This is a genomic window from Nonomuraea sp. CX421, assembly GCF_059358955.1.
On record NZ_JCADBK010000024.1, the window covers coordinates 102,475 to 128,779 of the forward strand.

The window sequence follows — 26,305 nt, forward strand, 5'->3', positions numbered from 1 at the left end:
ATCGTCAAGAACACCCCCCAACCCGCATCCAGAATCGAACGGTTCAGCCCGGACTTCCGCGCCATGTTGGAGCCGGGCGCCTGGCTCGTGCCGGACGCCGACCGGGTCATGTTGGCGATGCGCAGGTCCTCGTACACGATCACGTCGTAGTCGCGCACGAGTGCGAGCGCGGCCTTGTGGGCGCCGTCAAGGCGCTGCCGCCGTACCTTGCCGTGCAGTGCGGCGACACGCGCCACAGCCTTGCCGCGACGTTTGCTCCCGCGTTTCCTGCGGGCAAGGCACCGCTGCGCCGCAGCGAGCCGGCCGGCCGAAGCATTCAGGTGGCCAGGGTTGTCCAGATGCTCGCCATCACTGGTGGTGACGAGCCAGGCAACACCCACATCAAGGCCGGCGACCGGCTCAGCAACGAAACCACGCTATCGGCACTAACCCGGAAGGAAACCCTTGATGCGCAGACCAGACAGCTCACTGCACGCTCAGGCCTTGGCGGCCCTCCCGCTCCCGATTCCCGCGTCGCCTAGAGGCGACGGTCCCCCCTGGAGTGCTTGATGAAGCCCGCCAAGCCGAATGAGGCCGGCGAGCAGCCCGATCATGCGGCCAACGCTCAGTGGCTCAAGGACAACCCGGCCGCCATGCCGCAGATGGGCGCCGGGCGCTGGGCCGTGTACGACCGTGCCGGCCACCTGCGCGGCCACCTCGCCGGCGACGGCCCGACTCGCGACACCCGCTTCAAGGCGATCATCTCGGCGAACGACTGGACGCCTCCGGGCGACGCGCCGGTCGGCTACGGCATCACCTTGCACGATGCCGGGGCACACCTCCTCGACACCGGCGTGTTGGAAGGCAGCCTCGATGAGGGAGCGGGTGACTGAGCGGGCTCTGCGGAGAGTGGGTAAAGATCGAAGCGCTCCCCACGACTAAAATATCGACGCCGAGTTGGTCGGCCAGGCGGCGTCGGAGCCGTTTGTAGTGGACCAAGGCCTCGGCCGGCCGGCCGCAACGACCGAGCAGGCGTACGTGTAAGGACTCGCGCAGCGGATGGCGCCGTGCCAGATCGGCCACCCACGCGAGCACGTCGCAGCCATGCTCGTCGGCCACGGCTAGGTCGATCCGTCGCTCGACCGCGCTGAGATGCAGCTCTTGCAGGTACGCCGACACCGGAGCCGGGGCCTGGACCCGCGAGTCCCGGGAGAGCACCTCCGTCGTGATCGGCCAGTGCTATCTGCCACTTACGGACCGGGTAGCCGATGACGCGGTCGTAGCACGACGGGTCGCCCGCGACAGTCGCCGAACCCGGCACCTACCATCCGGTGGATGTCCGAATGACGGGTTCACCTTCGACGTCTCATCTGGAAGACGTCGAGACAGGAGGCACCGCGGTGAAATACATGATCCTCACCTACGGTTCGCAGCGGGACTATGACGCGTTGGCGGGTGCGGACACCGGCCGCCCGGGCTCTTCCGCGCAGGAGTTGGTGGCGATCGGCGAGTTCCTGGCCACGTTCACCGCCGAACTCGCCGAATCCGGAGAACTGGTCGACGCGCAGGGACTGGCCGCTCCCGTGCTGGCGCGTCGCGTTCTCCTGCGCGATGGCGCCCAGGTCGTCACCGACGGCCCGTTCGCGGAGACCGAGGAGGTGCTGGCCGGGTACTGGATCGTGGATTGCTCCGGTTTCGACCGCGCCAGCGAGATCGCCGCGCGGCTGAACCAGTGTCCCGGGCCACAGTCCGCGTCCGGCACGGTCATCCGGCCGATCCTCGAGTCCGCTGACTATTTCGAGCACTGACCGGCCCATGAGCGATGAAGCGATCGAGGATCTGATGCGCCGGCTGGCGCCGCAGGTCCTCGGGGCGGTGGTGAGACGCTACGGGCATTTCGACCACGCCGAGGACGCCGTTCAGGAGGCGTTGCTGGCGGCGGCTCAGCGGTGGCGCGAGGACGGGATTCCGGACCGGCCGCGGGCGTGGCTCATCCAGGTCGCCTCCCGCAAGCTGACCGATCAGCTGCGTGCCGAGCAGGCTCGTCGCCGGCGCGAGGACATCGCCGAGAGCCGGGTGCTGCCAGGGGACCGGTGGAGCAGGCCCGCCGACGCCCCCCAAGAAGTGGACGACACGCTGGTCCTGCTCACCTTGTGCTGTCATCCGTCCTTGTCGCGGGCATCGCAGATCGCCCTGACGCTGCGGGCGGTCGGCGGGCTGAGGACGGCCGAGATCGCGCGGGCCTTCCTCACCTCCGAGGCCGCCATGACGCGGCGGATCTCCCGGGCCAAGAGCGCGATCCAGGACGACGGCGCCGACTTCCAGATGCCGCCGGAGGCCGACCGCGCGCGACGGCTGGAGACCGTGCAGCACGTGCTGTACCTGATCTTCACCGAGGGGTACGCCGCCACATCCGGGCCGGACCTGCATCGCCCCGGTCTGGCGGCCGAGGCGATCCGCCTGACGCGGACGCTCCACGAGCTGATCCCCGATGACAGCGAAGTCGCCGGACTGCTCGCCCTGATGCTGCTCACCGACGCGCGGGCGCCCGCCCGCACCGGCGCGCACGGTGAGCTGATCCCCTTGCGTGACCAGGACCGGTCACTGTGGAAGACCGAGTCCACCCAGCGCGGCGCGGCTCTGCTCGCCCGAGCGCTGCCTCGCGGGCCCGTCGGTCCGTACCAACTGCAGGCCGCGATCGCCGCCGTCCATCATCGGGCGCCCAGCGCGGCCGAGACCGACTGGCCCCAGATCGTCGCTCTGTACCGGCTGCTGATACGAGTCTCGCCCAGTCCTCCGGTCCGCCTCAACCACGCTGTCGCCGTGGCCATGGCCGAGGGCCCTGCGGCGGGCCTGGCCCTGCTCGACTCTTTGGACGACCCTCGTCTCGCGCGCGACCACCGGCTGCACGCGGCACGCGCGCACCTACTGGAACTGTCCGGGGAACGCGAGGCCGCCCGTGACGCCTACGCCCGCGCCGCTCGCTGTGCGACCAACCTCCGCCACGTGCGTTACCTGAACGCACAGGCCGAGCGGCTCGGCTGAGAACCCGCGCGGCACCGGCCGAGCCCCCTTCCCACCATCCGATCTCGCGAAGGAGAACCCACGTGAACGGCGACGAGGCGATCCGGCCGTACCGGATCGAAGTCCCCGAGGAGGACCTGGAGGACCTGCGCGACCGGCTCGCGCGCACCCGCTGGGCCCCCGAACCGGCCGGCGGCGACCAGGGGTACGGCGTGCCCGTCGCCCGCGTGCGGGAGCTGGCCGCACACTGGCGCGACCACTACGACTGGCGCGGCTGGGAAGCCCGGCTCAACGGCTACCCCCAGTTCACCACCACCATCGACGGCGCGAACATCCACTTCCTGCACGTCCGCTCCCCTGAACCGAACCCGCTGCCGCTGGTGCTCAGTCACGGCTGGCCCGGGTCGGTCGCGGAATATCTCAACATCCTCGGCCCGCTCAGCGACCCCCGACGCCACGATCTGCCCCCTTCGCCCGCCTTCGATGTCGTGCTGCCCTCGCTGCCCGGGTTCGGCTTCTCCGGCCCCACCCCTGACACGGGCTGGGGTCCACGCCGGATCGCCCGCGCCTGGGCCACTCTCATGGAGCGACTGGGATACGCCCGCTATGGCGCGGTCGGCAACGACTGGGGGTCGTTCATCTCCCCCGAACTCGGGCGTATCGCTCCGCACGCGGTGGTCGGCGTGCACGTGACCCAGGCGTGGGCCGGCCCCCCGAACGACGATCCGAGCTGGCCGGCGCGGCTGTCACCGTCGGAGCAGGCCGCGCTCCAGAGCTTCCAGCACTATCTCGACCACGAAGCCTCCTACGGGGCCGTTCAGGGCCAGCAGCCCCAGACCCTTGCGCATGCCCTCGCCGACTCGCCCGCCGGTCTGCTCGGCTGGAACGCTCAGGCCATGCACGGGCTCGACACCGACGCGCTCCTCACCCATGTGTCCGTCCACTGGCTCACCGGCACCGGCGGATCGGCCATCCGGATCTACGCCGAGCATGAGAGAGAGGCACCGGACACCGGTCCCACGACGGCCCCCCTCGGGGTCGCGCAGTTCCCCGGGGACCTCGCCTCGATCCGGACCTTCGCCGAACGGCACCACGCCACCATCGCCTCGTGGAACCACTACGACCGCGGCGGGCACTACGCCGCTCATGACGCCCCCGACCTCCTGGTCGGCGACATCCGCCAGTTCTTCGCAGGGCTACGGTCCTGAAAAAGGATCGGAGCCCGCCCGGTCATCCCCGGGCCGCTCCGGAACGGGGCGAGCCGGTGATCTTCGCGGCCCGCGAGCGCCCGGGAAGCGGCAGCGTGGCCTCCACCTGTGTCCCCGGGCCGGCGCCGGCCGGGGTGATCAGGCAGGTGCCGCCCAGCTCGGCCGCGCGCTCGCGCATCGAGGCGAAGCCGACGCCGGAGCGGCGGTGGCGGGGCAGCCCCTTGCCGTCGTCACGCACCCGCACGACCAGCGCGTCCTCGGAGCAGGCCAGGGTGACGGTGGTGCGGGTGGCGTCGGCGTGCTTGCGCACGTTGGTCAGCGCCTCCTGGGCGATCCGGTACGCCGCCACCTCCACCGCCGCCGGCAGGTCGCGGGTCTCGCCCTCCGTCTCGACCTGGACGGGTGGGCCCGGCTTCTCGGCGAGCGCCCGCACCGCCCCGAACAGGCCGAGGTCGTCCAGGCTGGGCGGGCGCAGGCCGTAGACCAGCTCGCGGACCTCCTGGCTGACCGTGTCCATGCTGCCGCGCAGGTCGCGCAGCATCCGGTCGGCCGCGGACGGCATCTCCCGCAGGCGCAGCTGGGCCATGGTCAGCGACATCGACATGTGGGTGAGCGCCTGGCCGAGGCCGTCGTGCAGGTCGCGGCGGAGCCGGCGCCGCTCCTCCTCACGCGCGTTCAGGATGCGCTCCCGGGAACGCTGCAGGTCGGCCGTCATGAGCACGGCGTGCGCGACGTCCGCGACGTGCAGGGTCGCGGTCCTGATCAGCCGCTCGGTGTAGGCGGCGGAGAAGCGGCGCGGGCCGGGCGGCCCGATCAGCATCCGGCCGACCGGCTCGCCGTGCCACACCAGTGGTACGACGCGCGGCTCCGGACCGACCTGGCCGAGCTCCACCCGCATGCCCGCCGTGCCGGCCTCGACGACGACGCCGGTCACGCCCAGGCCGTCGTGCACCACCGCCGTGACCGCGGCCAGCGCGTTGACCGGCTCGGTCTCGCCGGCCTCGCGCGCCAGTCTCCTGGCCAGTTCCTCGGGCCGGCCGTGCTCGCCGTACAGCATCACGTCGGTGATGCGGCGCAGACGGGTGCGCAGCGGCTGGAAGCACGCGCCCGCCACCAGGGCTGCGGCCAGCCCCGCCACCTGGTCGTAGCCCGACACCAGCAGCGCGGCCAGGGCGCCGACGCCGAAGTACACCGCGCCGACCGCGGCGATCAGACCGGCCGCGATGACGGTCCGGCTGATGACGGTGTCGATGCCGTACAGGCGGTACTGCAGCACCGCGAACGCGATCGCCACCGCGATCAGCGCGGTCCAGATCGTGGCCGGCAGCCAGTAGTCGTCGCCGAGCAGCACGAACAGCGTGTAGACGACGAACGCGCTCAGCGGCCAGGCGATCTGCCTGCGCGCCGTCGAGGAGGCGTGCCGCAGACGTACCAGCAGAGAGATCACGGCCAGCACCACACAGGCGTTGATCAGCACGACCAGTGAGCTCGCCAACGCCGGATGGTAGGGGGCCAGGGCCTCGATCGCCAGGGGATTCGGGATGACCTCCGGCCAGCGGTAGGTGCTCGCGGGCGGGGTCGGCCGCACGATGTTGCGCACGCCCTCGACGAGGGTCACCGCCACACCGGCGATGGCCACGGGCAGCCAGCGGCGCGAGGGCAGGCGGTCGTCCGGTGAGAGCAGCGGTATGAGGATCCCCAGCGTGCAGGCCCCGGCCGTCCAGCCCGTGATCGCCAGGACGCGAAGCCAGCCGGCGCTCTCCAGGTCGCCCGCCGCCGCCTGCGCGAACTGCAGCCCGGTCATCATCACGTTGACCGCGCAGCCGAGGCCGCCGGCGCACATCAGCCAGGCCAGCCTCAGACGGGGACGGTACGCGATCAGGAACGCGCCGATCAGGGGGAACGTCAGGGCCGCGCCGTGGTCGGGCGCCATGGGCGGCCACGGCGCCCACTCGTCCGGCAGGGACGACTGGATCGCGGTGCCGGCCACGGTCAGCGACACCGACAGCACGGCCAGCACCGCGGACGCCCCTCGCGCCCACGTCGATCGCGGGGCGGCGCCCGGCGCGGCGCCCCCGCCCCCGGCCATCAGCGGATCGTCGCGGACGGTGTCGAGCGCGCCCACGACCCGGGCGTCATCGTTGCCGTCTGCCGCGCGGGTCACGCTCACGGCGGACGTTCGGTCTCCTGCCCTTGATCGTGCTGCGCCGGAGGGCGTCGATCACCTCGTTGGCCGCGGCCTGCGGCACCTCCACCAGCGAGAACCGTTCGGCGATCTCGATCGCGCCGATGTCGCGCCCGCTCAGGCTGGACTCGCCGGCTATCGCGCCGACCAGGTCCTGGGGCCTGATGCCCGCGCTGCGGCCCAGGCTGAAGAAGAGGCGTTCCATGCCGCCCGCCGGCGCGCGGTGGGATCGCTCGCCGTCGGGGGCGGCCTCCCGCTGCCCGCGCCGCTTGTCCACGGGCCGCACGGTGATCTCGGGGATCTCCTGCTCGTCGAGCGTGGCGCCACTGGCCTCGTGCGCCAGCTTGACGGCGGCGAGCGCCACCTCCATGAGGTCGAACTCGTCGGTGAGCGACTCGACCACGGCGTGGAAGGGCTCCAGGTCGTCCTGCAGCAGGCATTCCTCCAGCGCGGCACGGGTAAGCTCCATCCGGCGCGCCTGGAGGTCGGCGACGGTCGGCAGCCTCTCCACCGGGATCCGTTGTCTGGTTACCCGCTCGATCGCCTTGAGCATGCGGTGCTCGCGCGGCTCCACCAGGGTCAGCGCCACCCCTTCGCGGCCGGCGCGGCCCACCCGGCCGATGCGGTGCACGTACGCCTCGGGCGCGGACGGGACGTTGTAGTTGACGACGTGGGTGAGTTGTTCGACGTCGAGGCCACGCGCGGCCACGTCGGTCGCGATGAGCAGGTCGGCGGTCCCGGCCCGCAGGCGTGACATCACCCGGTCGCGCTGCTCCTGCTCCATGCCGCCGTGCAGGGCCTCGGCGCGGTGGCCGCGGCCGTTCATGGTCTCGGTGAGCTGGTCGACCTCCTCACGGGTGCGGCAGAAGATGATCGCGGCCGTCGGCGCCTCGATGTCGAGCAGGCGGCCGAGCGCCGCGGGCTTGTGCGCCCTGGCGACCAGGTAGGCGCTCTGCTCCACCAGCGGGGTCGTCTGGCGGCCCTCCGCCGCCGCGTGCCCCATCTCTATCCGCACCGGGTCGTTCAGGTGACGGCGGGCGATGCCGTCGATGCGCGGCGGGAGCGTCGCGGAGAACAGCACGGTCTGGCGGCTTTCGGGGGTCGCCGCGAGGATCGCCTCGATGTCGTCGGCGAACCCCATGTCGAGCATCTCGTCCGCCTCGTCCAGCACGACCGTGCGCAGCCCCTCCAGGTCGAGCGTGCCGCGGCCGATGTGGTCGAGGGCCCGGCCCGGGGTCGCGACCACGACGTCCACCCCGCGCTTGAGCGCCTGCAACTGCCGCCCGATGGGCGCGCCGCCGTAGATCGGCAGGACGCGGGCACCCAGCGCGCGGCCGTAGCGATGGAACGCCTCCGAGACCTGGATGGCCAGCTCGCGCGTGGGCACGAGCACCAGCGTCACGGGCCCGGTGCCATCGCCGGGGTGCGGCATGCGCTGCAGCATGGGCAGCGCGAACGCCGCGGTCTTGCCCGTGCCCGTCGCCGCCTGGCCGAGCAGGTCACGCCCCTGCACCAACGGCGGGATCGCCTCCCACTGGATCGGGGTGGGCTCTTCGTAGCCCAGCGCGGACAGGACGTCCAGGAGCTCGGCTCGGAGCCCCAGATCGGCGAAGGTGCCCTCGCCACCGGTCGTGTTCATGCTCATCTCCGACTCCTCACGAACTCCCGCTCATCCCTGCCGCCGGTCATCTCCCGGGAAGGGCTCCGACGCACCCCGCCCCCTGTGCGCTGTCCGGCGACAGGCCGGTGCGGGGAGCATCGCGGTGCGGACTCGTCCCCGCCGAACACGGCCGGCGCGACCCTCAAGTCGCCTCTGATTTTACGGTGATTTCGCAGGCGACGGGCCCGCCCACCCTGAGTGACGATCAACGACTCAGGGTAAAGGGCGGATCGACGGTCCCCCCGGTCATGGAGTGCGCATGGAACGAACGGTCCTCGCCGCGGTCGCTGAACGCCCCGACGCCGACACGGCACTCGCCGAGCAGATCCGCCGCGTCCGCGCGGCGATGCACGACCTCGGCGTTCAGTTGCGCTGGACGCACCGCACGGAGGACGCGCTGGCGGTGATCGGCTCGGACGCCTCGCTGGCGGGGATGCTGGCCGACTGGGACACCCCGGGCGCCCCTCAGGTGCTGCGGGCGGTCACCCAGCGCTTCCGCGGCCTGCCGGTCTTCCTCCTGACCGCCGAGCAGGAGCTCCCCCTGTGGGTGTACGAGGTCATCCAGGGCTACGTGTTCCCGCTCGAGGACACCCCTGACTTCATCGCCGGCCGCATCGCGCACGCCACCGAGGAATACGCCGAGCGAGTGCTCCCGCCGTTCTTCCGCGCGCTGCGCAAGCTGCAGGACCACCACCAGTATTCCTGGCACACCCCGGCGCACGCGGGCGGCGTGGCGTTCCTGAAGTCGCCGGTCGGGCGGGCGTTCTTCGACTTCTACGGTGAGCGCCTGCTGCGCACCGACCTGTCCATCTCCGTCCCCGAGCTCGGCTCGCCGCTGGACCACACCGGCCCGATCGGCGACGCCGAACGCAACGCCGCCCGCGTCTTCGGCGCCGACCGCACCTTCTTCGTGATGAACGGCAACGCCACCGCCAACCGCATCGTCGGCCACCACGCCGTCGCCCGTGACGAGACCGCCCTGGTCGATCGCAACTGCCACAAGTCACTCCAGCACGCGCTGACCATCAGCGGCGCGCGCCCCGTCTACCTGGTGCCCGAACGCAACGGTCTCGGCCTGGCCGGCCCCATCCCGCCCGCCGCGCTGCGGGCCGGTGCCCTGCGCGACCGGCTGTCCGGCCACCCCCTCGCCGACGGCGCCCCGTCCTACGCCGTGATCACCAACTCCACCTACGACGGGCTCTGCTACGACGCCGTACGCGTCGCCGAGCTGCTGAGCGAGAGCGTCCCCCGGGTCCACTTCGACGAGGCGTGGTTCGCCTACGCCCGCTTCAACCCGCTCTACGCCCGCCGCTACGGGATGGCCGTGGACGAGCGGACCCTGCCGGGGCCGGGTCGCCCCACCGTGTTCGCCACCCAGTCCACGCACAAGCTCCTGGCGGCCCTGTCGCAGTCGGCGATGCTGCACGTCCGGTCCGCCGAGCGCGCCCCGGTGGACTACGAGCGGCTCAACGAGACGTACCTGATGCACTGTTCCACCTCGCCGCTCTATCCGATGATCGCCTCGCTGGACGTGGCGGCGGGCATGATGGACGGCCCGTCGGGGGCGTACCTGACGGGTGAGGCCGTCCTTGAGGCGGTCAGGTTCCGCCAGGCCATGGTCCGGCTGGCCGCCCGCATCCGGGAGGACGGCCGGCGGCCCGAGTGGTACTTCGGCGTCTGGCAGCCCCCGCAGGTCACGGATCCCGGCACCGGCCGGCCCATCCCGTTCGCCGACGCCGATCCCGTGCTGCTGAGCACCGATCCGGCCTGCTGGACCCTGGAGCCCGGCGCCGCCTGGCACGGCTTCCAGGGCCTGACCGACGGCTACTGCCTGCTCGACCCCATCAAGGTGACGATCACCTGCCCCGGTGCCGACGCCACCGACGGCACCCTCGACTGGGGCATCCCCGCCCGGATCGTCGCCACCTACCTGCGGCGGCGCGGCATCGTCGTGGAGAAGACCGGCGACCACACCCTGCTGGTGCTGTTCTCCATGGGCATCACCAAGGGCAAGTGGGGCACGCTGATCGACGCGCTCACCGACTTCAAGCGCGCCTACGACGACGACCTGCCCCTGGCCGAGGTGCTGCCGGGCTTCGGGCCGCCGGCCACCACGCTGCGCCGCTTCTGCGCCGACGTGCACGACAGGCTGCGCGCGCTCGGGCTCGGCGCGCTCCTCGATGAGATCTTCACCACCCTCCCCGAGCCTGTCCGTACCCCCGCCGACAGCTACCAGGCGTTGATCCGCTCGCGCACGGAACGCGTCCCTCTCGCCGAGCTGCCCGGCCGTGTCTCCGCCGCCACGGTGGTCGTCACCCCGCCGGGGATCCCGATGCTGATCCCCGGCGAGGCCACCGGGCCCGCCGACGGCCCGCTGATGACGTTCCTGCACGCCCTGGAGGACTTCGACCGTTCGTTCCCCGACCTGGCCACCGACATCCACGGCGCGCACCGCGACGACGCCGGCCGCTACCACGTCGAGGTCGAACGCTGAGGTAGAACGTTCCGGCGAGCCAGAGCGCGAGGTGCGCCAGGCCGCCGGGCAGGCCCGTGTCACCACTCGCGGGCGGCGACCAGCTTCTCCGCGTCCGCCTCCGCGAACCCGTACGCCGAGGCCACGAACCAGAAGTCCTCGGCGATCACCTCTCGCGCGACGGTCTCGATCTCACTGCCGGCCGCCTCGAACTCCGCCTCCAGGGCGTTGAACTCCTCCGTCGCGGTCCGGGTGAGCGCGTAGAGTGCCGCGAGATCCGCCGGCCGCTCGGTCTCGATCCGCCCGCACAGCCTCAGCAGGATCGCCTTCGCCTGGTCGAGGACGTGATCCGGGTAGTAGTCGTCTTCGTACAGGTCCTTGAGAAAGGCATGGCCGGCCACCTGCTGGTTGGTGAGCGACATCGCGATCTCCCCTTTCTGCGCGTACGGCTGGATCTCGATGCTGCACCACACCGCCGACACCGGCGACACCGGCAGCCTCCGGAGTAGCGCGACACCCACGGTCCGCTCCGCGGCGCGTGCCGGTTTGACCCGGATCCCACCCGAGCCTTCTGTAGTGGAACAGGTTCTATTACGCTCCTCGCATGCGGTTCACCTATGCCGAGGCCATGACCGATCCGTCGTACTACCTCCCGCTGGCGCGGGCCGCCGAGGCGGCGGGCTACGCGAGCGTCAGCGTCGCGGACTCCCTCGTGTATCCGAAGGAGTCCGACGCGAGCTATCCGTACACCGCGGACGGCGACCGCGCCTTCCTTGAGGACAAGAGCTTCATCGAGACGTTCGTCCTGGTCGCGGCCATGGGGGCGGTGACGTCGACGATCCGGTTCACGCCGTTCGTGCTCAAGCTGCCGGTCCGCCCGCCGGTGCTGGTCGCCAAGCAGGCGAGCTCGATCGCCTGTCTCACCGGCAACCGGCTCGGCCTCGGCGTCGGGCTCAGCCCGTGGCCCGAGGACTTCGCGGTCATGGGGGTGCCGTGGGCGCGGCGCGGAAAGCGGATGGACGAGGCCATCGAGGTGTTCCGCGGCCTGACGGGCGGCGGCTACTTCGAGTATCACGGCGAGTTCTTCGACCTGCCGCCGGTGAAGATGTCACCAGCCCCCACCGAGCCGATCCCCGTCCTGGTCGGCGGGCACAGCGACGCGGCGCTGCGCCGGGCCGCCCGCCTCGGCGACGGCTGGATGCACGGCGGGGGCGACCCCGGCGAGCTGGACCCGCTGCTCGCCAGGCTGGCCGCCCTGCGCGCCGAGGAGGGCACGGCCGACCGGCCCTTCGAGGTGCACGCGATCTCCTACGACGCCTACACGGTGGACGGGGTGCGGCGGCTGGCCGACAAGGGCGTCACCGACCTGATCGTCGGGTTCCGGAACCCGTACATCAAGGGGCCGGACACGGAGCCGCTCAGCAAGAAGATCGAGCACCTGGAGCGGTTCGCCGAGTCCGTCATCTCCAAAGTCACCCCTTAACCGGCGAACAAGAACGGGTTACAGTTTCGTGGTGACCGATTCCACCGCCATCACCTGGGACGCGCCGGACGACGACCACGCCGCGCGCCGGGCGGCCCAGGCGTCCATGGCCGCGGTCGTCGCCGGGCGCAGGTCCGACTGGCTGGGCCTGTTCGGTCCGGACGCCCTCCTGGAGGATCCCGTCGGCCCCTCGATGCTCGACCCCGAGGGCAAGGGGCACCGTGGCCACCAGGAGATCGCGGCGTTCTGGGACGCCAACATCAGCTCGGTACGCGCGTTCCGCTTCCAGGTCGGCGACTCCTTCGCCAACGGGCCGAGTTGCGCCAACGTCGCCGCCATCACCATGACCATGGACGGCGGCACGACCATGACGGTCGACTGCGTGATCGTCTACACGGTCGACGAGGCCGGCCTGATCACGTCCCTCCGCGCCCACTGGGAGCCCGATCGCGCGCTGGCCACCCTGACCGGCCCCGAGCGCCGGTAGGCCGCGCGCTCTCGGCCGCCACCTTCCGCACGCTGGCCGCCCACCTGTCGTGCGACGCCGCTCAGGGGCGACGCGCGGCGTCCGCGCCGAGGGCGGCGCCGGCGCGCAGGGCGGCCCGGAAGCCGGACGCGGCGGCGAGCTCCATGTTGCCGAGATCGCCGAAGTAGTCACCGCAGAAGTGGACGCCGACGTCGGTGCGACGGCTGTGGCGGAGCATCGGCTCGAAGGAGAACCCGGGGCGGCGGTAGGGGATGCCGTGTTCCCAGCGCTGGATCCTGATCTCGCCGAGATTGCCGCGCAGCTGGGGGTACACCCCGACGAGGTCGTCGGCGTAGCGCGACTCCACGCCGCTGTCCTCCAGGTCCAGCATCCTGCGGGCTCCGTCGCCTCCGGCGTACACCATCAGGCTGCCGCCGGGACGCCGGGTGCCGCCGGTGCGCAGCGGGTTGGCGTGGTTGAACATCATGTCGAAGGACTGCTCCGTCGCGGTGAGCGCGTAGATGTGGTCCCACGGCATCCGGCCGCGCTCGGTGGTGATGACGCCGGCGCTGACGAAGGGGCCGTACGTGACGCCGGCCAGCACGTCGGCGACGTCGCCGGGCAGGCCCTCGACCACGCGGCGCGAGACGTACGCCGGCGTGGCCATGATCACCTGGCGGGCGCGCAGCGTCTTCTCCTCGCCGTGCTCGCGCAGGGTGAGCGTGACGTGGCCGCCCTCCTCACGGACCCTGGTCACGGCGGCGCCGTAGCGCACCAGGTGCCCGAGCTCGGCGGCCATCGCCTCACCGAGCCGGCCCGAGCCGCCGTTGAGGTTGTACGACAGCAGGCTCTTGCGCCCCGCCCACACCCCGCCGAACAGGGCGCCGCCGGTGCCGACGCTCTGGTCCTCCAGCTCGGAGGCGGCGCGGTGCCCGGCCGAGCGGAAGATGCCGTCCACCCGGGCCGGCGGGCGGCCGATCAGCTCACGGAACGACCGGTCGGCCAGGTAGCCGCCGAAGCGGGCGGCCGCCCAGCCGGGCCGCTCCCGCTGCGTGTCCTGCCATACCTTGACCGCGCCCACCGCGCGCAGGCCGACGTTGGACAGGGCGACCCGCTCGCGCAGGGACAGGGGCAGGGTGAACGGGTAGGTCTCGACCCGCTTGTTGGCGTACACCTTGCCGGCGAAGGTCAGCGCGAACTTGGCGCCCGGGATGCCGATGGTCTCCAGCCCGAGGGCCGACGTCATCCGCTCGACGTGCGAGCCGGCGCCCGGGAACAGGTGCGCGCCGAGGTTCATCCAGTATTCGCCCCGTGGCAGCGACATCAACCGGCCGCCCAGCCGTTCGTCGGCCTCCAGCAGCACCACGTCGCGGTGCCGCAGCTGCCAGAGCGCCGAAAGCCCGGCGACTCCCCCACCGACGATGACGACGTCGTGGATCTCGGCATTCATGATGTCTCCGACTCCTTGCAGGTCAGGCGGCGCTGCCTTCGAATTTCGTGTGTTCGGCCAGGAACTTCCTGGTCAGCTGCTCCTGCGGGTTCTCGGCGATCTGTGCCGGGGTGCCCCGCTCGATGACCTTGCCGTCGGCGATCATCAGGATGGTGTCGGCCACGTCGAGGGCGAACTTCACCTCGTGCGTGACGATGATCATCGTCATGCCCTCGGCGCTGAGGTCCTTCATGACGTTGAGCACGTCCATGGTGGACTCGGGGTCGAGGGCCGAGGTCGGCTCGTCGAACAGCAGGGCCAGCGGGTTCATCGCGAGCGCGCGGGCCAGCGCGACCCGCTGCAACTGGCCGCCGGACAACTGGCCGGGCATCGCCAGGGCCTTGTCCATCAGGCCGACCTTGCCCAGCAGCCGGATCGCGGTGTCCACCGCCTCCTCGTGGCCGGTGCGCAGGCTCCGCACCATGGGCAGGGCGACGTTCTCCACCACCGAGAGGTGCGGGAACACGTTCAGTCCCTGGAACAGCATGCCGACCTTGCGGCGCAGCGCGACCAGGTCACGGCCCTTCGCCGCCTTGCGGTCGGCGAACGCGGTCATCCCGCCCACGGTGATGGTGCCGCTGGTGGGGGTCTCCAGGAGGTTCACGCAGCGCAGCATGGTGCTCTTGCCGCTGCCGCTGCGGCCCAGCACGGCGACGACCTCGCCCGGCTGGACGTCGAGGTCGACGCCGCGCAGCACCTCCAGGTCGCCGAACGACTTGTGCAGGTCTCTGATCTGGATCGTCGGTTCGTTCATCGGCCGACCTTCCCCCCTGTGGTCGCGGTGGCGGCCTGGGCGAGCCTCGCCCTGGTGATCCTGCGCAGCTTGCGGTTGGTCGGCGACATCGCCGTGCCCTCACGCAGGTGGGATTCGAGGTAGCCGGCCAGCCGGGCCAGCGGCCAGCTCATCGCCACGTAGATCAGGCCGATCACGATGTAGACCTCCAGCGGCTGGAAGGTCTCCGACGTGATGATCGTCGCCTGGGTCATCAGCTCGCCGCCGCCGATGGTGACCAGCAGCGCGGTCCCCTTCAGCAGGTCCACCAGCATGGTGGCGGTGGCCGGCAGCGCCAGCCGTACGGCCTGCGGCAGCTGCACCGTCAGCAGCACCCGGGCCGGGGTCAGGCCGAGGGCGCGAGCCGCCTCGGTCTGACCCCGCGAGACGCCCTGCAGTCCGCCGCGGAAGATCTCCGCCAGGTAGGCGCCGTAGAACAGCGACAGGGCGAGCCAGCCGGCGGTGAAGGCGTCCAGGACGAGCCCGATGCCGGTCAGGCCGAAGTAGATGATGAAGATGCCGGTGATGATCGGCAGGTTCTTGAACAGCTCGGTGTAGAGGTAGCCGGCCGCGTTGATCACGCGGTTCTGCGACATCCGCAGCACCGCCACGACGAACCCGACCAGGCAGGCGCCGACGAACCCGATCGCGGTCAGCTCGATCGACTTGACCAGCCCGTCGACCAGGACGGGGACGTAACCGCCCCAGTCGACGGAGAGCAAGCTCACTGGCCGGCTCCGGCGGTGGGCGCCGTCCACGTGTCGGGCCGGTCGACGCCCTTGCGGATCGTGGTCATCTCCGGGGTGGCGGTCAGGAAGTCGGTGGCGTTGACGCCCCACTTCGTGAGCACGTCACTGGAGGTCTTCGAGGAGAACCAGCCGTTGGTGACCCCGTCCAGCTTGGCGCACAGCTTCTCGGCCTTCTTCGAGCAGTACCAGACCACCTGGTACGGCCGGAAGCCCTGCAGGCCGGGGTTGGCCGCCACCTCCTCGTCGGTGGGCGGCGTCATCGTCTGGACCTCCAGGTTCTTCAGGTCCGGACGGGTGTCGCGCAGGTAGACGGCGGTCAGCGGGTCGATGTTGATCGCGTCCAGCCGGCCCGCGGCCAGGTCGGAGATGGCCTGGGCCCAGGCGGGATAGGTGCGGGCCTTGACGCCCGGGGTGGCGCGGACCGCCTCGTCGTTGATCGATCCGGTGACGGCGCCGACGTTGAGGCCCTTGAGCTCGGCGACCGACGTGGCCTTGACCCCGGGGCGGGTCAGCATCAGGGCGGGACTGTAGTAGACGGGGTCGCTCATGGCGCCCACCTGGGAGCGGTCCTTGGTCCAGGAGATGCCGCCGATGCCGATGTCGTAGCGGCCTGCCTGGACACCGGCGATCATGGCCGAGAACTCCATGCCCTGCGCCTGCACCTCAAGGCCGAGATCCTTGGCGGCGAGCGTGAACAGGTCGCCCTCGACGCCGGTCAGGGCGCCCTTCTCCAGGCCGACGTACGGCATCAGTCCGTTCATGAAGCCGACCGACACCTGGCCGGGCTTGTTCACTCCGAGGTCCTCGGCGGCGGCGGCGGTGCCCGAGCCGGCGTCGGAGTCGGAGCCGCAGGCGGCGAGTCCCCATGTGGTGGCGAGCGTCAGGCACGCGGCCGCGACGAGTCGGCGGGATCTCGCGGCGTTCGGGGTGCGCGTCATTTTCGGTACCTCGTGTCCTTTGTCAACGGAACCAGCTGCCTCAGGTGCGGGGCACCGTCCACCACCGTTCGCGGGGCGTGGTGGTCGTAGGCATACGTGGACCGCCGGCTTGTTCCTGGGGGCGGGGCGATCACGATGTTCACGTGGCTGATCAAGCCCGTTTCAGCCCGATCTTGTTGTGGTAATTCGAGGGATTCTGCCCGTGAACATGTGGGTAACGTAGGAATCCGTGGGAACTTTGTCAACGTGACCAGCGTCACAAGAGGCCGCAAACCGTTGGTAAATCGGAGAAAGAAGCCATGTGACCAGCGTGGACACAAGGAGCCAAGGAGCTTCGAGTCCGCCCGCATTGACAGCAACACACCGCAGAACCCACAATATCGGTCATGATCGGTCAAAGATTCCTCCGCCCGACGCGGAGGTGGTCCGGGTGCTAGCGGCGGAACGCCACGACCGGATCCTCACCCTCCTGGCCCCCACCGGACACGCCCGCACGGAAGAGCTGGCCCGCTCGCTCGGCGTCTCGGACGAGACGGTCCGGCGAGACCTCTCCGCGCTGGAACGGCAGGGCGTGCTGGTGCGCGTGCACGGCGGGGCGACCCTGCGCGCGCCGATAGCCGGCGAGGAGGCGTCCTTCCTCGACCGCGCGACCCTGGCCACCGAGGAGAAGGTGGCCATCGGCCGCAGCGCGGCCTCGCTGGTGCGCCCCGGGATGACGGTGATGATCGACGTCGGCACCACCGCCCTGGAGGTCGCCCGGTCACTGCCGAACGACTACCACGGCACCGTCGTCACCTGCTCGCTCCTGGTCGCCTCCGAGCTCGCCGGACGGGCCAGGATCGAGGTGCTGGTCTCGGGCGGCCGGGTCCGCGCCGGCGACCTCGCGCTGTCCAACGCGATGACCCTCGCCTTCTTCCAGGACCTGCGGCCCGACATCGCCTTCCTCGGCTCCGGCGGGGTGAGCGCCGACGCCGGCCTGACCGACTTCCACGTGGACGAGGTGGCGACCAAGCGCGCCGTGCTCGCCGCCTCGGCCCGCTCGTACGTGCTGGCCGACTCCACCAAACACGGCCGGGTCGCCGCGTTCCGGGTCTGCGACCTCGACGGTTTCACCGGGTTGATCGCCGGCACGATGACCGACGCGGCGCTGACCGAGGCGCTGCGGAACGCCGGCTGTCACGTGGTGACCAGCAACGACCTGTCCGCCCGGCCATGACCGCGATTCTGGCCGTCGACCAGGGCACCTCGGGCACGAAGGCGCTGGTGCACGACGGTGAGCGCACGCTGTCGGTGGTGGAGGTCCCGGTGCGGCCCGCCTACCTGGACGGCGGGCGCGTCGAGGTGGACCCGCTCGACCTGCTCGCATCCGTACGGCAGGCCGGGACCCGCGCGCTGCGCGAAGCCGGAGACCCGCCGCTGGCCGCCGTCTCCCTGGCCAACCAGGGAGAGTCGGTGCTCGCCTGGGATCCGATGACGGGCCGCCCGCTGTCGACCGTGCTGGTCTGGCAGGACGGCCGCGCCCAGGACGTCTGTGCCGACCTGGGCGAGCACGCCGATTTCGTCCGGCGGCGCACCGGGCTCATGCTCGACCCCTACTTCTCGGCCCCAAAGATGGCCTGGCTGCGCCGGCACGCCACCCGCCAGGGCGTCGTCACCACCACCGACTCGTGGCTGGTTCACCAGCTCACCGGCGCGTTCGTCACCGACGCGACGACCGCGAGCCGGTCGCTGCTGCTGGACCTCGACGAGGTCGCCTGGGATCCCGACCTGCTGGCCCTGTTCGGGCTCGACGACGAGGCGCTGCCCCGGGTGGTGCGCTGCGACGAGGTGGTGGGCGGCACGTCGATGTTCGCGTCGAGGTCCGGAGCGTCGAGGTCCGGCGCGGAGGTTCCGGTCGCCGGGCTGGTCGTGGACCAGCAGGCCGCGCTGGTCGCCGAACGGTGCCTCGACCCCGGCCTGGTGAAGTGCACGTACGGCACGGGCGCCTTCCTGCTCGGCGCCACGGGCGAGCGGGCGGTGCGGTCCGCGCACGGGCTCACCTCGTCGCTCGCCTGGTCGCTGCGGAGATCCACCGGCTACTGCCTGGACGGCCAGGTCTACACCGCCGGCTCGGCCGTACGGTGGCTGGTCGACCTGGGCCTGCTGTCCGCGCCGGACGCGCTCGACGCCGAGGCGGCCGGCGACTCCGGCGGGGCCTGCTTCGTGCCCGGCCTGGCCGGGCTGGCGCAGCCGTGGTGGAACCCTGAGCCGTGCGGCTCGTTCACCGGTCTCGGCCTGGCCACCACGCCGGGCCGGCTGATCCGCGCCGTGGTCGAGGGCCTGGCGGCGCAGGTCGCCACCCTGGCCCAGGCGATGAGCGCCGACATCGGCGTGCCGCTGACCCGGCTGCGGGTGGACGGCGGGCTGACCCGCTCGCGCGCCCTGATGCAGGCCCAGGCCGACCTGCTGCAGGTTCCGGTGGACGTCTACCCGTCTCCGCACGCCACCGCGCTCGGCACGGCGGCTCTCGCCCGGCTGGCGCTCGACGAGGAGCTGTCGCTACCGGCCGCGATCGACGTCTGGTCGCCCGCCAGGTCCTTCGAACCGATCTGGACCGAGCGGAGGGCCGCCGAGGCGATGGCGCGCTGGGAGCAGGCCGCTCGTTCCGCTGCGGCCCGAAAGGACAACCCGTGAAGATCCATGATGTCGCGATCATCGGGGCCGGGGTGGTCGGCTGCGCCGTGGCCCGCGAGCTGGCCGCGTTCGAGCTGGACGTGGTGCTGGTCGAGGCCCGTGACGACGTGGGCGACGCCACCAGCAAGGCGAACACCGCGATCCTGCACACCGGCTTCGACGCCACCCCCGGCACGCTGGAGTCCCGGCTGGTGCCGCGCGGCTACGCGCTGCTGTCGAGGTACACCGGCGAGATGGGCATCTCGGTCGAGCCGACCGGGGCCGTCCTGGTCGCCTGGGACGACGACCAGCTCGCCGCGCTGCCGGGGCTGCGGGACAAGGCCGTCGCCAACGGCTACCACGCCGCCGAACTCGTCGGCCGGGACACCGTCTACGAGACCGTCCCCGCCCTCGGACCAGGGGCGCTCGGCGGGATGACCGTGCCCGGCGAGTCGATCATCGATCCGTGGTCCACCACGCTCGCCTTCGCCTACGACGCGCTGGCCCGGGGCATCGACCTGCGGCTGGGCACCCGGGTCGAGTCCGTGGAGGCCGGGCCGGAGCTGACCACGCTGCGCACCTCGCGGGGCGACGTCACGGCGCGCTGGGTGGTCAACGCGGCCGGGCTCGGCGCGGACGTCATCGACGCCCTCTTCGGCCACCGGCGGTTCACCGTGACGGCCCGGCGCGGCGAGCTGATCGTGTTCGACACGGCCGCCAGGCCGCTGGCGCCGAAGATCGTGCTGCCGGTGCCGACCTCACGCGGCAAGGGAGTGCTGATCAGCCCGACCGTGTTCGGCAACGTGATGCTCGGCCCCACCTCCGAGGACCTGCCGGACCGCACCGACACCTCCACCTCCGAGGCCGGCCTCGCGTCGCTGCTGGACAAGGGCCGCCGGATCATGCCGTCACTCCTGGAGGAAGAGATCACCACCTCCTACGCCGGGCTCCGCGCCGCCACCGAGCACGGCGACTACGTCGTCGACGTGGACGCCGGGCAGCGCTACGCGTGCCTCGGCGGGATCCGCTCCACCGGGCTGACCGCGAGCATGAGCATCGCCGAGCACCTGCGTGACCTGCTCGACGCGGCCGGGCTGCCGCTCAAGCCGCGCTCCGACCTGCCGCCGCCGGTGCGGGTGCCGGTGCTCGGCGAGGCGTTCACCCGGCCGTACCAGAACGACGAGCTGATCAGGGCGGACGCCGAGTACGGACGGATCGTCTGCTTCTGCGAGAAGGTGACGAGGGGCGAGGTGCGCGACGCGTTCGCCGCGCCGATTCCGCCGCGCGACCTCAACGGACTGCGCCGCCGCACCCGCGCGACGCTGGGCCGCTGCCAGGGGTTCTTCTGCGGCGCCGAAGTCGGCCGGTTGTTCGGCGAGGCCACCGGAACGGGGGACTGAGGCATGGAGACGATGAGGCCCGCGGTGGCCGTCGTCGGCGCGGGGCCCGCCGGGCTGACCGCCGCCGCCGAGCTGGCCGGCCTGGTCGACGGCGAGATCCTGGTGCTGGAGCGCGAACGCGTGCCGGGCGGCATCCCCCGGCACAGCGACCACACCGGCTACGGCCTGCGCGACCTGCGCCGGGTGATGAGCGGGCCGGGATACGCCCGGCTGCTGCACCGCCGCGCCGAGCGAGCCGGGGCGCGCATCCTCACCGAGGCCACGGTCACCCAGGTGTCCGACGGCCGTGAGCTGGAGGTGACCACCCCGTCCGGGCTGGTGCGCGTCGAGCCCCGCGCGCTCGTGCTGGCCACCGGCGCCCGCGAACGCCCCAGGCCGGCCCGGCTGATCACCGGCGACCGGGGCGCCGGGGTCTACACCACCGGGCACCTGCAGAACCTGGTCCACCTTCATCACGGGCGGCCCGGCAAGCGGGCGGTCATCGTCGGGGCCGAGCTGGTGAGCTGGTCGGCGGTGCTGACCCTGCGCGAGGCGGGCTGCCGCACGGTGCTGATGACCACGTCGCAGCCGGTCCCCGAGTCCTACGCCGCCTTCCACCTGCCGGGCCGGGCGCTGCTCAAGGTGCCCGTGGCCACCGGCACCCGGCTGGTCTCCGTCGAGGGCGGCGCCGGCCGGGTGAGCGCCGTGGTCGTCGAACAGGTCGGCACCGGGCGGCGGCGCCGGGTCGAGTGCGACACCGTGGTGCTGACCGGCGACTGGATCCCCGACCACGAGCTCGCCCGGGGCACCGGGCTGCGTCTCGACCCGCGCAGCCGCGGCCCGGTCGTGGACACCGCGCTGCGCACCAGCCGCCCGGGGGTCTTCGCCGCCGGCAACCTGATCCACCCCGTCGACACCGCCGACATCGCCGCCCTGGACGGCAAGCACGTGGCCGCCGCCGTCCACCGCTGGCTGGCCGACGAGCAACCGGGCGAGGTCGCCTACGACATCGAGGTCGACGCCCCGCTGCGCTGGGTGGCCCCGTCGGTGGTCCGCCGCGGCGACCCGCCCCCCTCCCGGGGCCGGCTGCTGCTGTGGACCGACACCCTGGTCCGCTCCCCCGTCGTACGGGTGCACCAGGCCGGACGCCCTCTCGCCCGGCGTCGGCTCCCGTGGCCGGCCTCTCCCGGCCGGGTGTTCCGGGTCCCCTGGTCGCTGCTCGCGCGGGCGGAGCCCGGTGCCGGGCCGGTACGGCTCTCGCTGGCCGGATGACCCCGTCACGACCTGTCGTACACACCTCTATGTATGGGACATGACAATGATCAGTAAGGCTGGCGTCGCGGTATGAGCGCTCTCTCGTCGGTCACCGTCATCGGCGGTGGCGCGGTCGGCCTGGCCACCGCCTACTACCTGCGCAAAGCCGACCTCGACGTCACGGTCATCGAGTCCGGCCGGCCCGGCCGGTCGACCTCGTGGGGCAACGGCGGCTGGCTCAGCCCGGTGCTGAGCATCCCGACGCCCGGACCGGGCATGCCGAGGATGGGCATCGTCGAGACGTTCCAGCGTGACTCCGCCGTGGCGGTCCGGCCGCACGCCGCGCCGAGCATGATCCCGTGGCTGCTGCGGTTCGCCCGCCACTGCACCCGGTCCGCCTTCGAGAGCGGCTCGGCCCGGCTGGGCGCGCTGTCGCGGGAGATGTTCGACGGCTTCGACGAGCTGGCCGACCTCGGCGTGCCGGTCGAGGTGCCGCGTCAGGGCAACCTGCGCGCCTGCCTGACCGAGGCCGAAGCCCGCCACCAGCTTGCCGGGCTGGCCCCGATGCGCGCCGCCGGCTACGCCGTGCCCGACCGGATCATGGGCGCCGAGGAGATCCACGAGCTGGAGCCGGAGCTGTCCGACGGCGTGCGCTCCGGGTTCAACCTGCCCGAGGAGCGGCACGTCGACCCGGGCGCGTTCTGCGACACGCTGGCCGAGTACCTGGTCAAGCAGGGCGTACGCCTGCTCGCCGACACCCGGGTGACCGGGGTGCGCGCCTCCGGCGGCCGGGTCACCGCCGTCGAGACCACGGGCGGGCAGGTCAGGGCCGACGCGCTGGTCGTCGCCGCCGGGCTGGACACCCGCCTGATCGCCGGCTGGCTCGGCGCGCGGCTGCCGATCCGGGGCGGCAAGGGATACAGCTTCTTCGTACCGTCCGACCACTCCCCCTCCCACCCGCTCTACCTGTCGCACACCAAGGTCGGGGTGACCCCGCTCAAGGGTGGTTACCGGGTGCTGGGCGGCATGGAGCTGGCCGACGAGACGTTGCGGATCAACCCGCGGATGATCCGGGGCATGATCCGCGTCGCCCGCCGCTACCTGCGGCACCTGCCCGCGGACGAGTCGCTGGACCGGCTGCCCGACCTCTGGGCCGGGCTGCGGCCGATGACTCCCGACGGCCTCCCCGTCATCGACCACCTCCCCCACCTGTCCAACGCCTATGTCAACTCCGGCCACGGCATGCTCGGCGTCGGCCTGTGCATGGTCTCCGGCGCCGCCCTGACGGATTTCATAGTGAGCGGCCGCCGCCCCGACGTCCTGGCTCCCTTCGGCGCGGCCCGCTTCTGACACCCGTCAGCTGGGCGGGGACGTGGCAGGTGCCCCATGTGCCCGGGACACCGGGCGGGCGAGGCTTCGGGTGTTCGAAGAGCCGGGATAACCGGCTCGCAGACCCGAGAAGGGGAAACGCTCATGAAGCGCATGCTCGCCGCCGCAGGGTTCCTGATCGCCCTGGCCGGCTTCGCCCAGACCGCCGCCGCGCAGACCACCGCCACGCAGACCACCGGGGCCCGGCAGCCGGGCACGGTGGTGTCGGTCGCGGCGCCCGCCGACCTGCCCGTGCACCGGGGCAAGTTCTGGTTCCACAGCGACTGCATCACGGCCGGTCAGCAGGGGATCGACCGCGGGCACTGGTCGCAGTACCAGTGTGCGGAGGGGAGCTGGATGTGGAACCTGTGGACCGATCGCTGACGGCCGGATGACGGGGGGCTCGGGATCTCTCCCTCCGGTCATCCCGAGCCCAGCCCCGCGTCACGGGCCCGGACGATCGCCGCCGCCCGGTCGGGCACCCGCAGTTTCGCGAAGATCGAGCCGACGTGGTTGCGCACGGTCTTGTCCGTGACGAACAACCGCTGGGCGATCTGCCGGTAGCCCAGCCCCTGGGCCAGCAGGTCGAGGATCTCGCGCTCCCGGCCGGTCAGGGTCGGGAACGCCTCCTTGGCCGGGGCGCCCGAGAAGGCGGCGAACAGCCGGGTCAGACGTTCGGCCATGTGCGGGCTGAACACCGCGCCACCTCGGCAGACCGTACGCAGGGCCAGCAGGATCTCCTCACGTACCGCGCCCTTGAGGAGGTAGCCGCGGGCCCCGGCGCGGATCGCCGCCAGCAGGTTGTCATCGTCCTCGGACATCGTCATGACCAGCACGCGGAGGCCGGGATAGGCCCGCAGCAGGTCACGCGTGGCCTCGATGCCCGACTGCCCCGGCAGGTTGAGGTCCATGACGACCAGGTCGGGGGCGGCGCGGGCGGTCTCGGCCAGGGCCTCCTGGCCGGTGGCCGCCTGCGCCACCACGGTGAACTCGGCGTCCAGGCCGACCGCCGCGGCCAGCCCCTCCCTGAACAGGGGATGGTCGTCGACCAGCAGCACCCGCCAGACGCGTGGCCCGTTCTCGCTCATGGGAATCTCCGAGGGTCGTGGGATCCGAGGGTGGTGGGAAGGGTGGCGGTCACGGTGGTGCCGCCGGGGGCGGTGTCGATCGTGGCCGCGCCGCCGATCTCCTCGGCGCGTTCGGCGATCGACGACAGGCCGGTGCCGGGCACCGTGTCCGCGCCGAAGCCGGTGCCGTCGTCGATGACGGTGACGACGAGCGCGCCGGGGCACGCGGTGAAGGTCACCTCGACGCCCCGCGCCCCGGCATGGCGTACGGAGTTGGTCACGGCCTCGGCGGTGATGCGGTAGGCGGCCGTCTCCACCGCCGGAGGCAGGACGGGCAGCGGGGTGGCCGGATCGGTCACCGTGACGCGTACGGCGTCGGTGGTGAGGCGGTGCGCCAAGATCCGGGTCGCGTCCAGCAGCCCCCGGTCCACCAGGGCGGCCGGGGTCAGCCCGGCCGTGATGCGGCGCACCTCGGCCAGCGCCTCGCCGAGGACCTCGACGGCCTCGCGCAGGTGGGCGTCGGCGGCCGGCGGGCCGCACGCCTGCGCGACGCCCAGCCGGAGCCGGACCGCGGCGAGCTGGGGCCCGAGGCCGTCGTGGATCTCGCGGCGCAGCCGCCTGCGCTCCTCCTCCCGGGCCAGCACCAGGCGCTCGCGGGCCGCCCGCGCGTCCTCGGCCAGCCGCAGCGCGGCCAGCGCCGGGCTGGCCTGGTCGGCCAGCAGCGACAGAAGCTCGGCGTCGCGCTCGGCCGGCGTGCTCGCGCCGTCGCGGGCCACCTCCAGGCGGCCCACAACCTGCCCGTGGTGGCGCAGCGGGAAGACCTGCCGGGGCCCGCTCACCGGGGAGCCGGCGGCGGCCAGCACGCGCGGGCCCGCGCGGGTCTCGACGCCGATCCGCGCCCCGGACAGGCCCAGATCCTCCACGACGCTGCGGCAGATCTGCTCGGGCACGGAACCGGGATGGGGGGCCTGCTGGAGGCGTACCGCCAGCGCGCGGACGGCCTCGTGCGGGCGGGCGCGCGGGCCGTAGAAGGCCCGCTCGATCGCCAGGACGGCGTGCCGTACGACCGGCCGGGCGACCCAGCCGGCCACCGCCGCGCAGCAGGCGGCGATCACGACGGCCGCGGTGCGCGCGGCGGGAAAGGCCGCCCACGCTCCCGTCGCGGCGCACGTCGCGGCGATGACCAGCACGGCCAGCACGAACGCGCGGGCCATGCGATGGCTGGTGACGCGCTCCAGCCGCCAGATGCCCCCCCGGGAGGCCGCCAGGCAGATCATGGCACCCCAGAGCGTGATACCGGCCGCCCGTGCCACGATCGTCCAGGTCTCTCCCCACAGGTCGGACAGCAGCAGGCAGACATAGAGCGGGTACGCCGTCGCGATCAGCGCTCGGACCCCGCGTCCCTCCCCCGGCGGTGCCCGCCACGCGCCGCGCGCCAGATCGGCCGTCATCGCCACGGTCACGGCCAGAGTCACCCAGTCGAGGAGGGCGTGGCTGTCGTGCAGCAGGTCCGCGGCCCAGTCACCCGCCGCCGTTTCCAGCCACGGGCTGGCGAATCCGGGCAGGCCGGGGGTGCCCAGAGTCCAGATCACGGCGTACTGGACGCTGGCGGTGACAGCCACCAGCACCACGGTCAGCCGCCAGCGGCGCGAGGCCGGGCCGGGCAGCAGGCACAACGGGAACAGCAGCACGGTCAGCGGCTGGCAGACGGCCCCGGCGGCGCCCAGCAGGATCGCGGCGGCGGCCACCGGAGCCGCGAGGCTCCGCAGGTGGGCGAGCACGTCGGACACGGCGGGCAGCACGATCCACGCCCCTCCGGCGGCCAGCACCAGCCGGCCCCTGCGGAACGCGTAGCGGTCGGCCAGCAGCAACACCGCGACCACGCACACCGGCAGCCCCACCACCAGCCGGGTCACCTCGGCCGTCACCCGGGCCGGACCGGGCGGCGACAGCCCCTGCCGCCCCCAATCCGGCAGCATCACCGCGAACCTCGCCACCAGAACGGCGAGCAGCAGCGCCGAGGCCATCCCGGCCAGATGCGCGCCACGGGTGTGCCACCGGACGGTGGCGGCGAGATCCGGGGATGCTCCTATGGATGTCAAGCGACGTGTTCTTGATCGTTTGATGTGATGAGTCGATAGAGCTCGCGGGCTACGTAG

At 72.2% G+C, this 26,305-nt stretch carries 23 protein-coding genes and 1 pseudogene; 13 read left to right on the forward strand and 11 right to left on the reverse strand.

Features of this window, described 5'->3' with window-relative positions; all coding sequences use genetic code 11:
- Positions 1-20: 20 nt before the first annotated feature.
- A pseudogene (locus AC5L3X_RS31710) lies at positions 21-380 on the reverse strand (transposase); the annotation flags it as partial.
- Positions 381-548: 168 nt separating this feature from the next.
- Between AC5L3X_RS31710 and AC5L3X_RS31715 the strand changes: the two are divergent.
- Entirely contained in the window at positions 549-872 is a 324-nt protein-coding gene (locus AC5L3X_RS31715; RefSeq protein ID WP_494861906.1) for a hypothetical protein, read from the forward strand.
- On the opposite strand, the gene AC5L3X_RS31720 is transcribed toward AC5L3X_RS31715, so the two are convergent.
- Positions 793-1,197 (reverse strand): AfsR/SARP family transcriptional regulator, encoded by a 405-nt coding sequence (locus AC5L3X_RS31720; protein WP_494861908.1) that lies wholly within the window; start codon positions 1,195-1,197, stop codon positions 793-795. The two genes, AC5L3X_RS31715 and AC5L3X_RS31720, sit on opposite strands and share 80 nt — an antisense overlap.
- Before the next feature lie 191 nt (positions 1,198-1,388).
- On the opposite strand from AC5L3X_RS31720, the gene AC5L3X_RS31725 reads away from it, so the two are divergent.
- The 3 genes from AC5L3X_RS31725 to AC5L3X_RS31735 all read left to right on the forward strand — a co-directional run bounded on the left by AC5L3X_RS31725 (position 1,389) and on the right by AC5L3X_RS31735 (position 4,211).
- Positions 1,389-1,787 carry a YciI family protein gene (locus AC5L3X_RS31725; RefSeq protein ID WP_494861910.1) on the forward strand — a complete coding sequence of 133 codons (399 nt, stop codon included), beginning with the start codon at positions 1,389-1,391 and terminating at the stop codon, positions 1,785-1,787.
- 7 nt (positions 1,788-1,794) lie between these two features.
- Positions 1,795-3,024: an RNA polymerase sigma factor gene (locus tag AC5L3X_RS31730; protein ID WP_494861912.1), complete on the forward strand. Its 1,230-nt coding sequence runs from the start codon at positions 1,795-1,797 to the stop codon at positions 3,022-3,024.
- 62 nt (positions 3,025-3,086) lie between these two features.
- Entirely contained in the window at positions 3,087-4,211 is a 1,125-nt protein-coding gene (locus AC5L3X_RS31735) for an epoxide hydrolase family protein (protein WP_494861913.1), read from the forward strand.
- A 22-nt stretch (positions 4,212-4,233) separates the two neighbouring features.
- Here AC5L3X_RS31735 and AC5L3X_RS31740 read toward each other — a convergent pair whose 3' ends face one another.
- Positions 4,234-6,381, reverse strand: a complete 2,148-nt coding sequence (locus tag AC5L3X_RS31740) for a sensor histidine kinase (RefSeq protein ID WP_494861915.1) — start codon at positions 6,379-6,381, stop codon at positions 4,234-4,236.
- Complete coding sequence (locus AC5L3X_RS31745; protein WP_494861916.1) at positions 6,347-8,041, reverse strand: DEAD/DEAH box helicase; 1,695 nt, start codon at positions 8,039-8,041, stop codon at positions 6,347-6,349. Before AC5L3X_RS31745 ends, AC5L3X_RS31740 begins: the two co-directional genes overlap by 35 nt.
- Before the next feature lie 274 nt (positions 8,042-8,315).
- Between AC5L3X_RS31745 and AC5L3X_RS31750 the strand changes: the two genes are divergently transcribed.
- A complete protein-coding gene (locus tag AC5L3X_RS31750; protein WP_494861918.1) occupies positions 8,316-10,550 on the forward strand; it encodes an Orn/Lys/Arg family decarboxylase in 2,235 nt (744 codons plus the stop codon).
- Between the two features lie 59 nt (positions 10,551-10,609).
- Here AC5L3X_RS31750 and AC5L3X_RS31755 read toward each other — a convergent pair whose 3' ends face one another.
- Positions 10,610-11,050 (reverse strand): DUF5713 family protein, encoded by a 441-nt coding sequence (locus tag AC5L3X_RS31755; RefSeq protein WP_225263160.1) that lies wholly within the window; start codon positions 11,048-11,050, stop codon positions 10,610-10,612.
- Positions 11,051-11,133: 83 nt separating this feature from the next.
- Between AC5L3X_RS31755 and AC5L3X_RS31760 the strand changes: the two genes are divergently transcribed.
- Positions 11,134-12,012, forward strand: a complete 879-nt coding sequence (locus tag AC5L3X_RS31760) for a TIGR03619 family F420-dependent LLM class oxidoreductase (protein WP_189127820.1) — start codon at positions 11,134-11,136, stop codon at positions 12,010-12,012.
- Positions 12,013-12,043: 31 nt separating this feature from the next.
- Entirely contained in the window at positions 12,044-12,499 is a 456-nt protein-coding gene (locus AC5L3X_RS31765) for a nuclear transport factor 2 family protein (protein ID WP_494861919.1), read from the forward strand.
- A gap of 61 nt (positions 12,500-12,560) precedes the next feature.
- On the opposite strand, the gene AC5L3X_RS31770 is transcribed toward AC5L3X_RS31765, so the two are convergent.
- The 4 genes from AC5L3X_RS31770 to AC5L3X_RS31785 are packed head-to-tail and all read right to left on the reverse strand — an operon-like array spanning position 12,561 to position 16,426.
- Positions 12,561-13,928 carry an NAD(P)/FAD-dependent oxidoreductase gene (locus AC5L3X_RS31770; RefSeq protein ID WP_494861920.1) on the reverse strand — a complete coding sequence of 456 codons (1,368 nt, stop codon included), beginning with the start codon at positions 13,926-13,928 and terminating at the stop codon, positions 12,561-12,563.
- Between the two features lie 22 nt (positions 13,929-13,950).
- On the reverse strand, positions 13,951-14,721 hold the full coding sequence (locus AC5L3X_RS31775) for an amino acid ABC transporter ATP-binding protein (protein WP_189127822.1): 771 nt from the start codon (positions 14,719-14,721) through the stop codon (positions 13,951-13,953).
- Entirely contained in the window at positions 14,718-15,467 is a 750-nt protein-coding gene (locus AC5L3X_RS31780) for an amino acid ABC transporter permease (protein ID WP_189127823.1), read from the reverse strand. The genes AC5L3X_RS31775 and AC5L3X_RS31780 overlap by 4 nt, the downstream gene beginning before the upstream one ends.
- Positions 15,464-16,426: an ABC transporter substrate-binding protein gene (locus AC5L3X_RS31785; protein ID WP_494861923.1), complete on the reverse strand. Its 963-nt coding sequence runs from the start codon at positions 16,424-16,426 to the stop codon at positions 15,464-15,466. The genes AC5L3X_RS31780 and AC5L3X_RS31785 overlap by 4 nt, the downstream gene beginning before the upstream one ends.
- A 430-nt stretch (positions 16,427-16,856) precedes the next feature.
- Here AC5L3X_RS31785 and AC5L3X_RS31790 point away from each other — a divergent pair, with 430 nt between their 5' ends.
- The 6 genes from AC5L3X_RS31790 to AC5L3X_RS31815 all read left to right on the forward strand — a co-directional run bounded on the left by AC5L3X_RS31790 (position 16,857) and on the right by AC5L3X_RS31815 (position 23,463).
- On the forward strand, positions 16,857-17,642 hold the full coding sequence (locus AC5L3X_RS31790) for a DeoR/GlpR family DNA-binding transcription regulator (RefSeq protein ID WP_494861924.1): 786 nt from the start codon (positions 16,857-16,859) through the stop codon (positions 17,640-17,642).
- Positions 17,639-19,099: an FGGY family carbohydrate kinase gene (locus AC5L3X_RS31795; protein WP_494861926.1), complete on the forward strand. Its 1,461-nt coding sequence runs from the start codon at positions 17,639-17,641 to the stop codon at positions 19,097-19,099. Before AC5L3X_RS31790 ends, AC5L3X_RS31795 begins: the two co-directional genes overlap by 4 nt.
- A complete protein-coding gene (locus AC5L3X_RS31800) occupies positions 19,096-20,478 on the forward strand; it encodes an NAD(P)/FAD-dependent oxidoreductase (protein WP_494861928.1) in 1,383 nt (460 codons plus the stop codon). The genes AC5L3X_RS31795 and AC5L3X_RS31800 overlap by 4 nt, the downstream gene beginning before the upstream one ends.
- A gap of 3 nt (positions 20,479-20,481) precedes the next feature.
- Entirely contained in the window at positions 20,482-21,729 is a 1,248-nt protein-coding gene (locus AC5L3X_RS31805; protein ID WP_494861930.1) for an NAD(P)/FAD-dependent oxidoreductase, read from the forward strand.
- 72 nt (positions 21,730-21,801) lie between these two features.
- Complete coding sequence (locus AC5L3X_RS31810; RefSeq protein ID WP_494861932.1) at positions 21,802-23,061, forward strand: NAD(P)/FAD-dependent oxidoreductase; 1,260 nt, start codon at positions 21,802-21,804, stop codon at positions 23,059-23,061.
- A 123-nt stretch (positions 23,062-23,184) separates the two neighbouring features.
- Complete coding sequence (locus AC5L3X_RS31815; protein WP_189127851.1) at positions 23,185-23,463, forward strand: hypothetical protein; 279 nt, start codon at positions 23,185-23,187, stop codon at positions 23,461-23,463.
- A 38-nt stretch (positions 23,464-23,501) separates the two neighbouring features.
- Here the strand turns inward: AC5L3X_RS31815 and AC5L3X_RS31820 are convergent, their stop codons facing one another.
- Together AC5L3X_RS31820 and AC5L3X_RS31825 are read right to left on the reverse strand one after the other, a co-directional pair.
- A complete protein-coding gene (locus AC5L3X_RS31820) occupies positions 23,502-24,167 on the reverse strand; it encodes a response regulator (RefSeq protein WP_189127830.1) in 666 nt (221 codons plus the stop codon).
- Complete coding sequence (locus AC5L3X_RS31825; protein WP_494861934.1) at positions 24,164-26,248, reverse strand: sensor histidine kinase; 2,085 nt, start codon at positions 26,246-26,248, stop codon at positions 24,164-24,166. The genes AC5L3X_RS31820 and AC5L3X_RS31825 overlap by 4 nt, the downstream gene beginning before the upstream one ends.
- Between the last annotated feature and the right edge of the window lie 57 nt (positions 26,249-26,305).

Excerpts from the sequence above, each read along its gene's own strand:
- AC5L3X_RS31715 (WP_494861906.1), top strand. The coding sequence starts at position 549 with ATGAAGCCCGCCAAGCCGAATGAGGCCGGCGAGCAGCCCGATCATGCG.
- AC5L3X_RS31725 (WP_494861910.1), top strand. The coding sequence starts at position 1,389 with ATGATCCTCACCTACGGTTCGCAGCGGGACTATGACGCGTTGGCGGGT.
- AC5L3X_RS31730 (WP_494861912.1), top strand. The coding sequence starts at position 1,795 with ATGAGCGATGAAGCGATCGAGGATCTGATGCGCCGGCTGGCGCCGCAG.
- AC5L3X_RS31745 (WP_494861916.1), bottom strand. The coding sequence starts at position 8,041 with ATGAGCATGAACACGACCGGTGGCGAGGGCACCTTCGCCGATCTGGGG.
- AC5L3X_RS31750 (WP_494861918.1), top strand. The coding sequence starts at position 8,316 with ATGGAACGAACGGTCCTCGCCGCGGTCGCTGAACGCCCCGACGCCGAC.
- AC5L3X_RS31760 (WP_189127820.1), top strand. The coding sequence starts at position 11,134 with ATGCGGTTCACCTATGCCGAGGCCATGACCGATCCGTCGTACTACCTC.
- AC5L3X_RS31770 (WP_494861920.1), bottom strand. The coding sequence starts at position 13,928 with ATGAATGCCGAGATCCACGACGTCGTCATCGTCGGTGGGGGAGTCGCC.
- AC5L3X_RS31775 (WP_189127822.1), bottom strand. The coding sequence starts at position 14,721 with ATGAACGAACCGACGATCCAGATCAGAGACCTGCACAAGTCGTTCGGC.
- AC5L3X_RS31785 (WP_494861923.1), bottom strand. The coding sequence starts at position 16,426 with ATGACGCGCACCCCGAACGCCGCGAGATCCCGCCGACTCGTCGCGGCC.
- AC5L3X_RS31795 (WP_494861926.1), top strand. The coding sequence starts at position 17,639 with ATGACCGCGATTCTGGCCGTCGACCAGGGCACCTCGGGCACGAAGGCG.
- AC5L3X_RS31805 (WP_494861930.1), top strand. The coding sequence starts at position 20,482 with ATGGAGACGATGAGGCCCGCGGTGGCCGTCGTCGGCGCGGGGCCCGCC.
- AC5L3X_RS31810 (WP_494861932.1), top strand. The coding sequence starts at position 21,802 with ATGAGCGCTCTCTCGTCGGTCACCGTCATCGGCGGTGGCGCGGTCGGC.
- AC5L3X_RS31815 (WP_189127851.1), top strand. The coding sequence starts at position 23,185 with ATGAAGCGCATGCTCGCCGCCGCAGGGTTCCTGATCGCCCTGGCCGGC.
- AC5L3X_RS31820 (WP_189127830.1), bottom strand. The coding sequence starts at position 24,167 with ATGAGCGAGAACGGGCCACGCGTCTGGCGGGTGCTGCTGGTCGACGAC.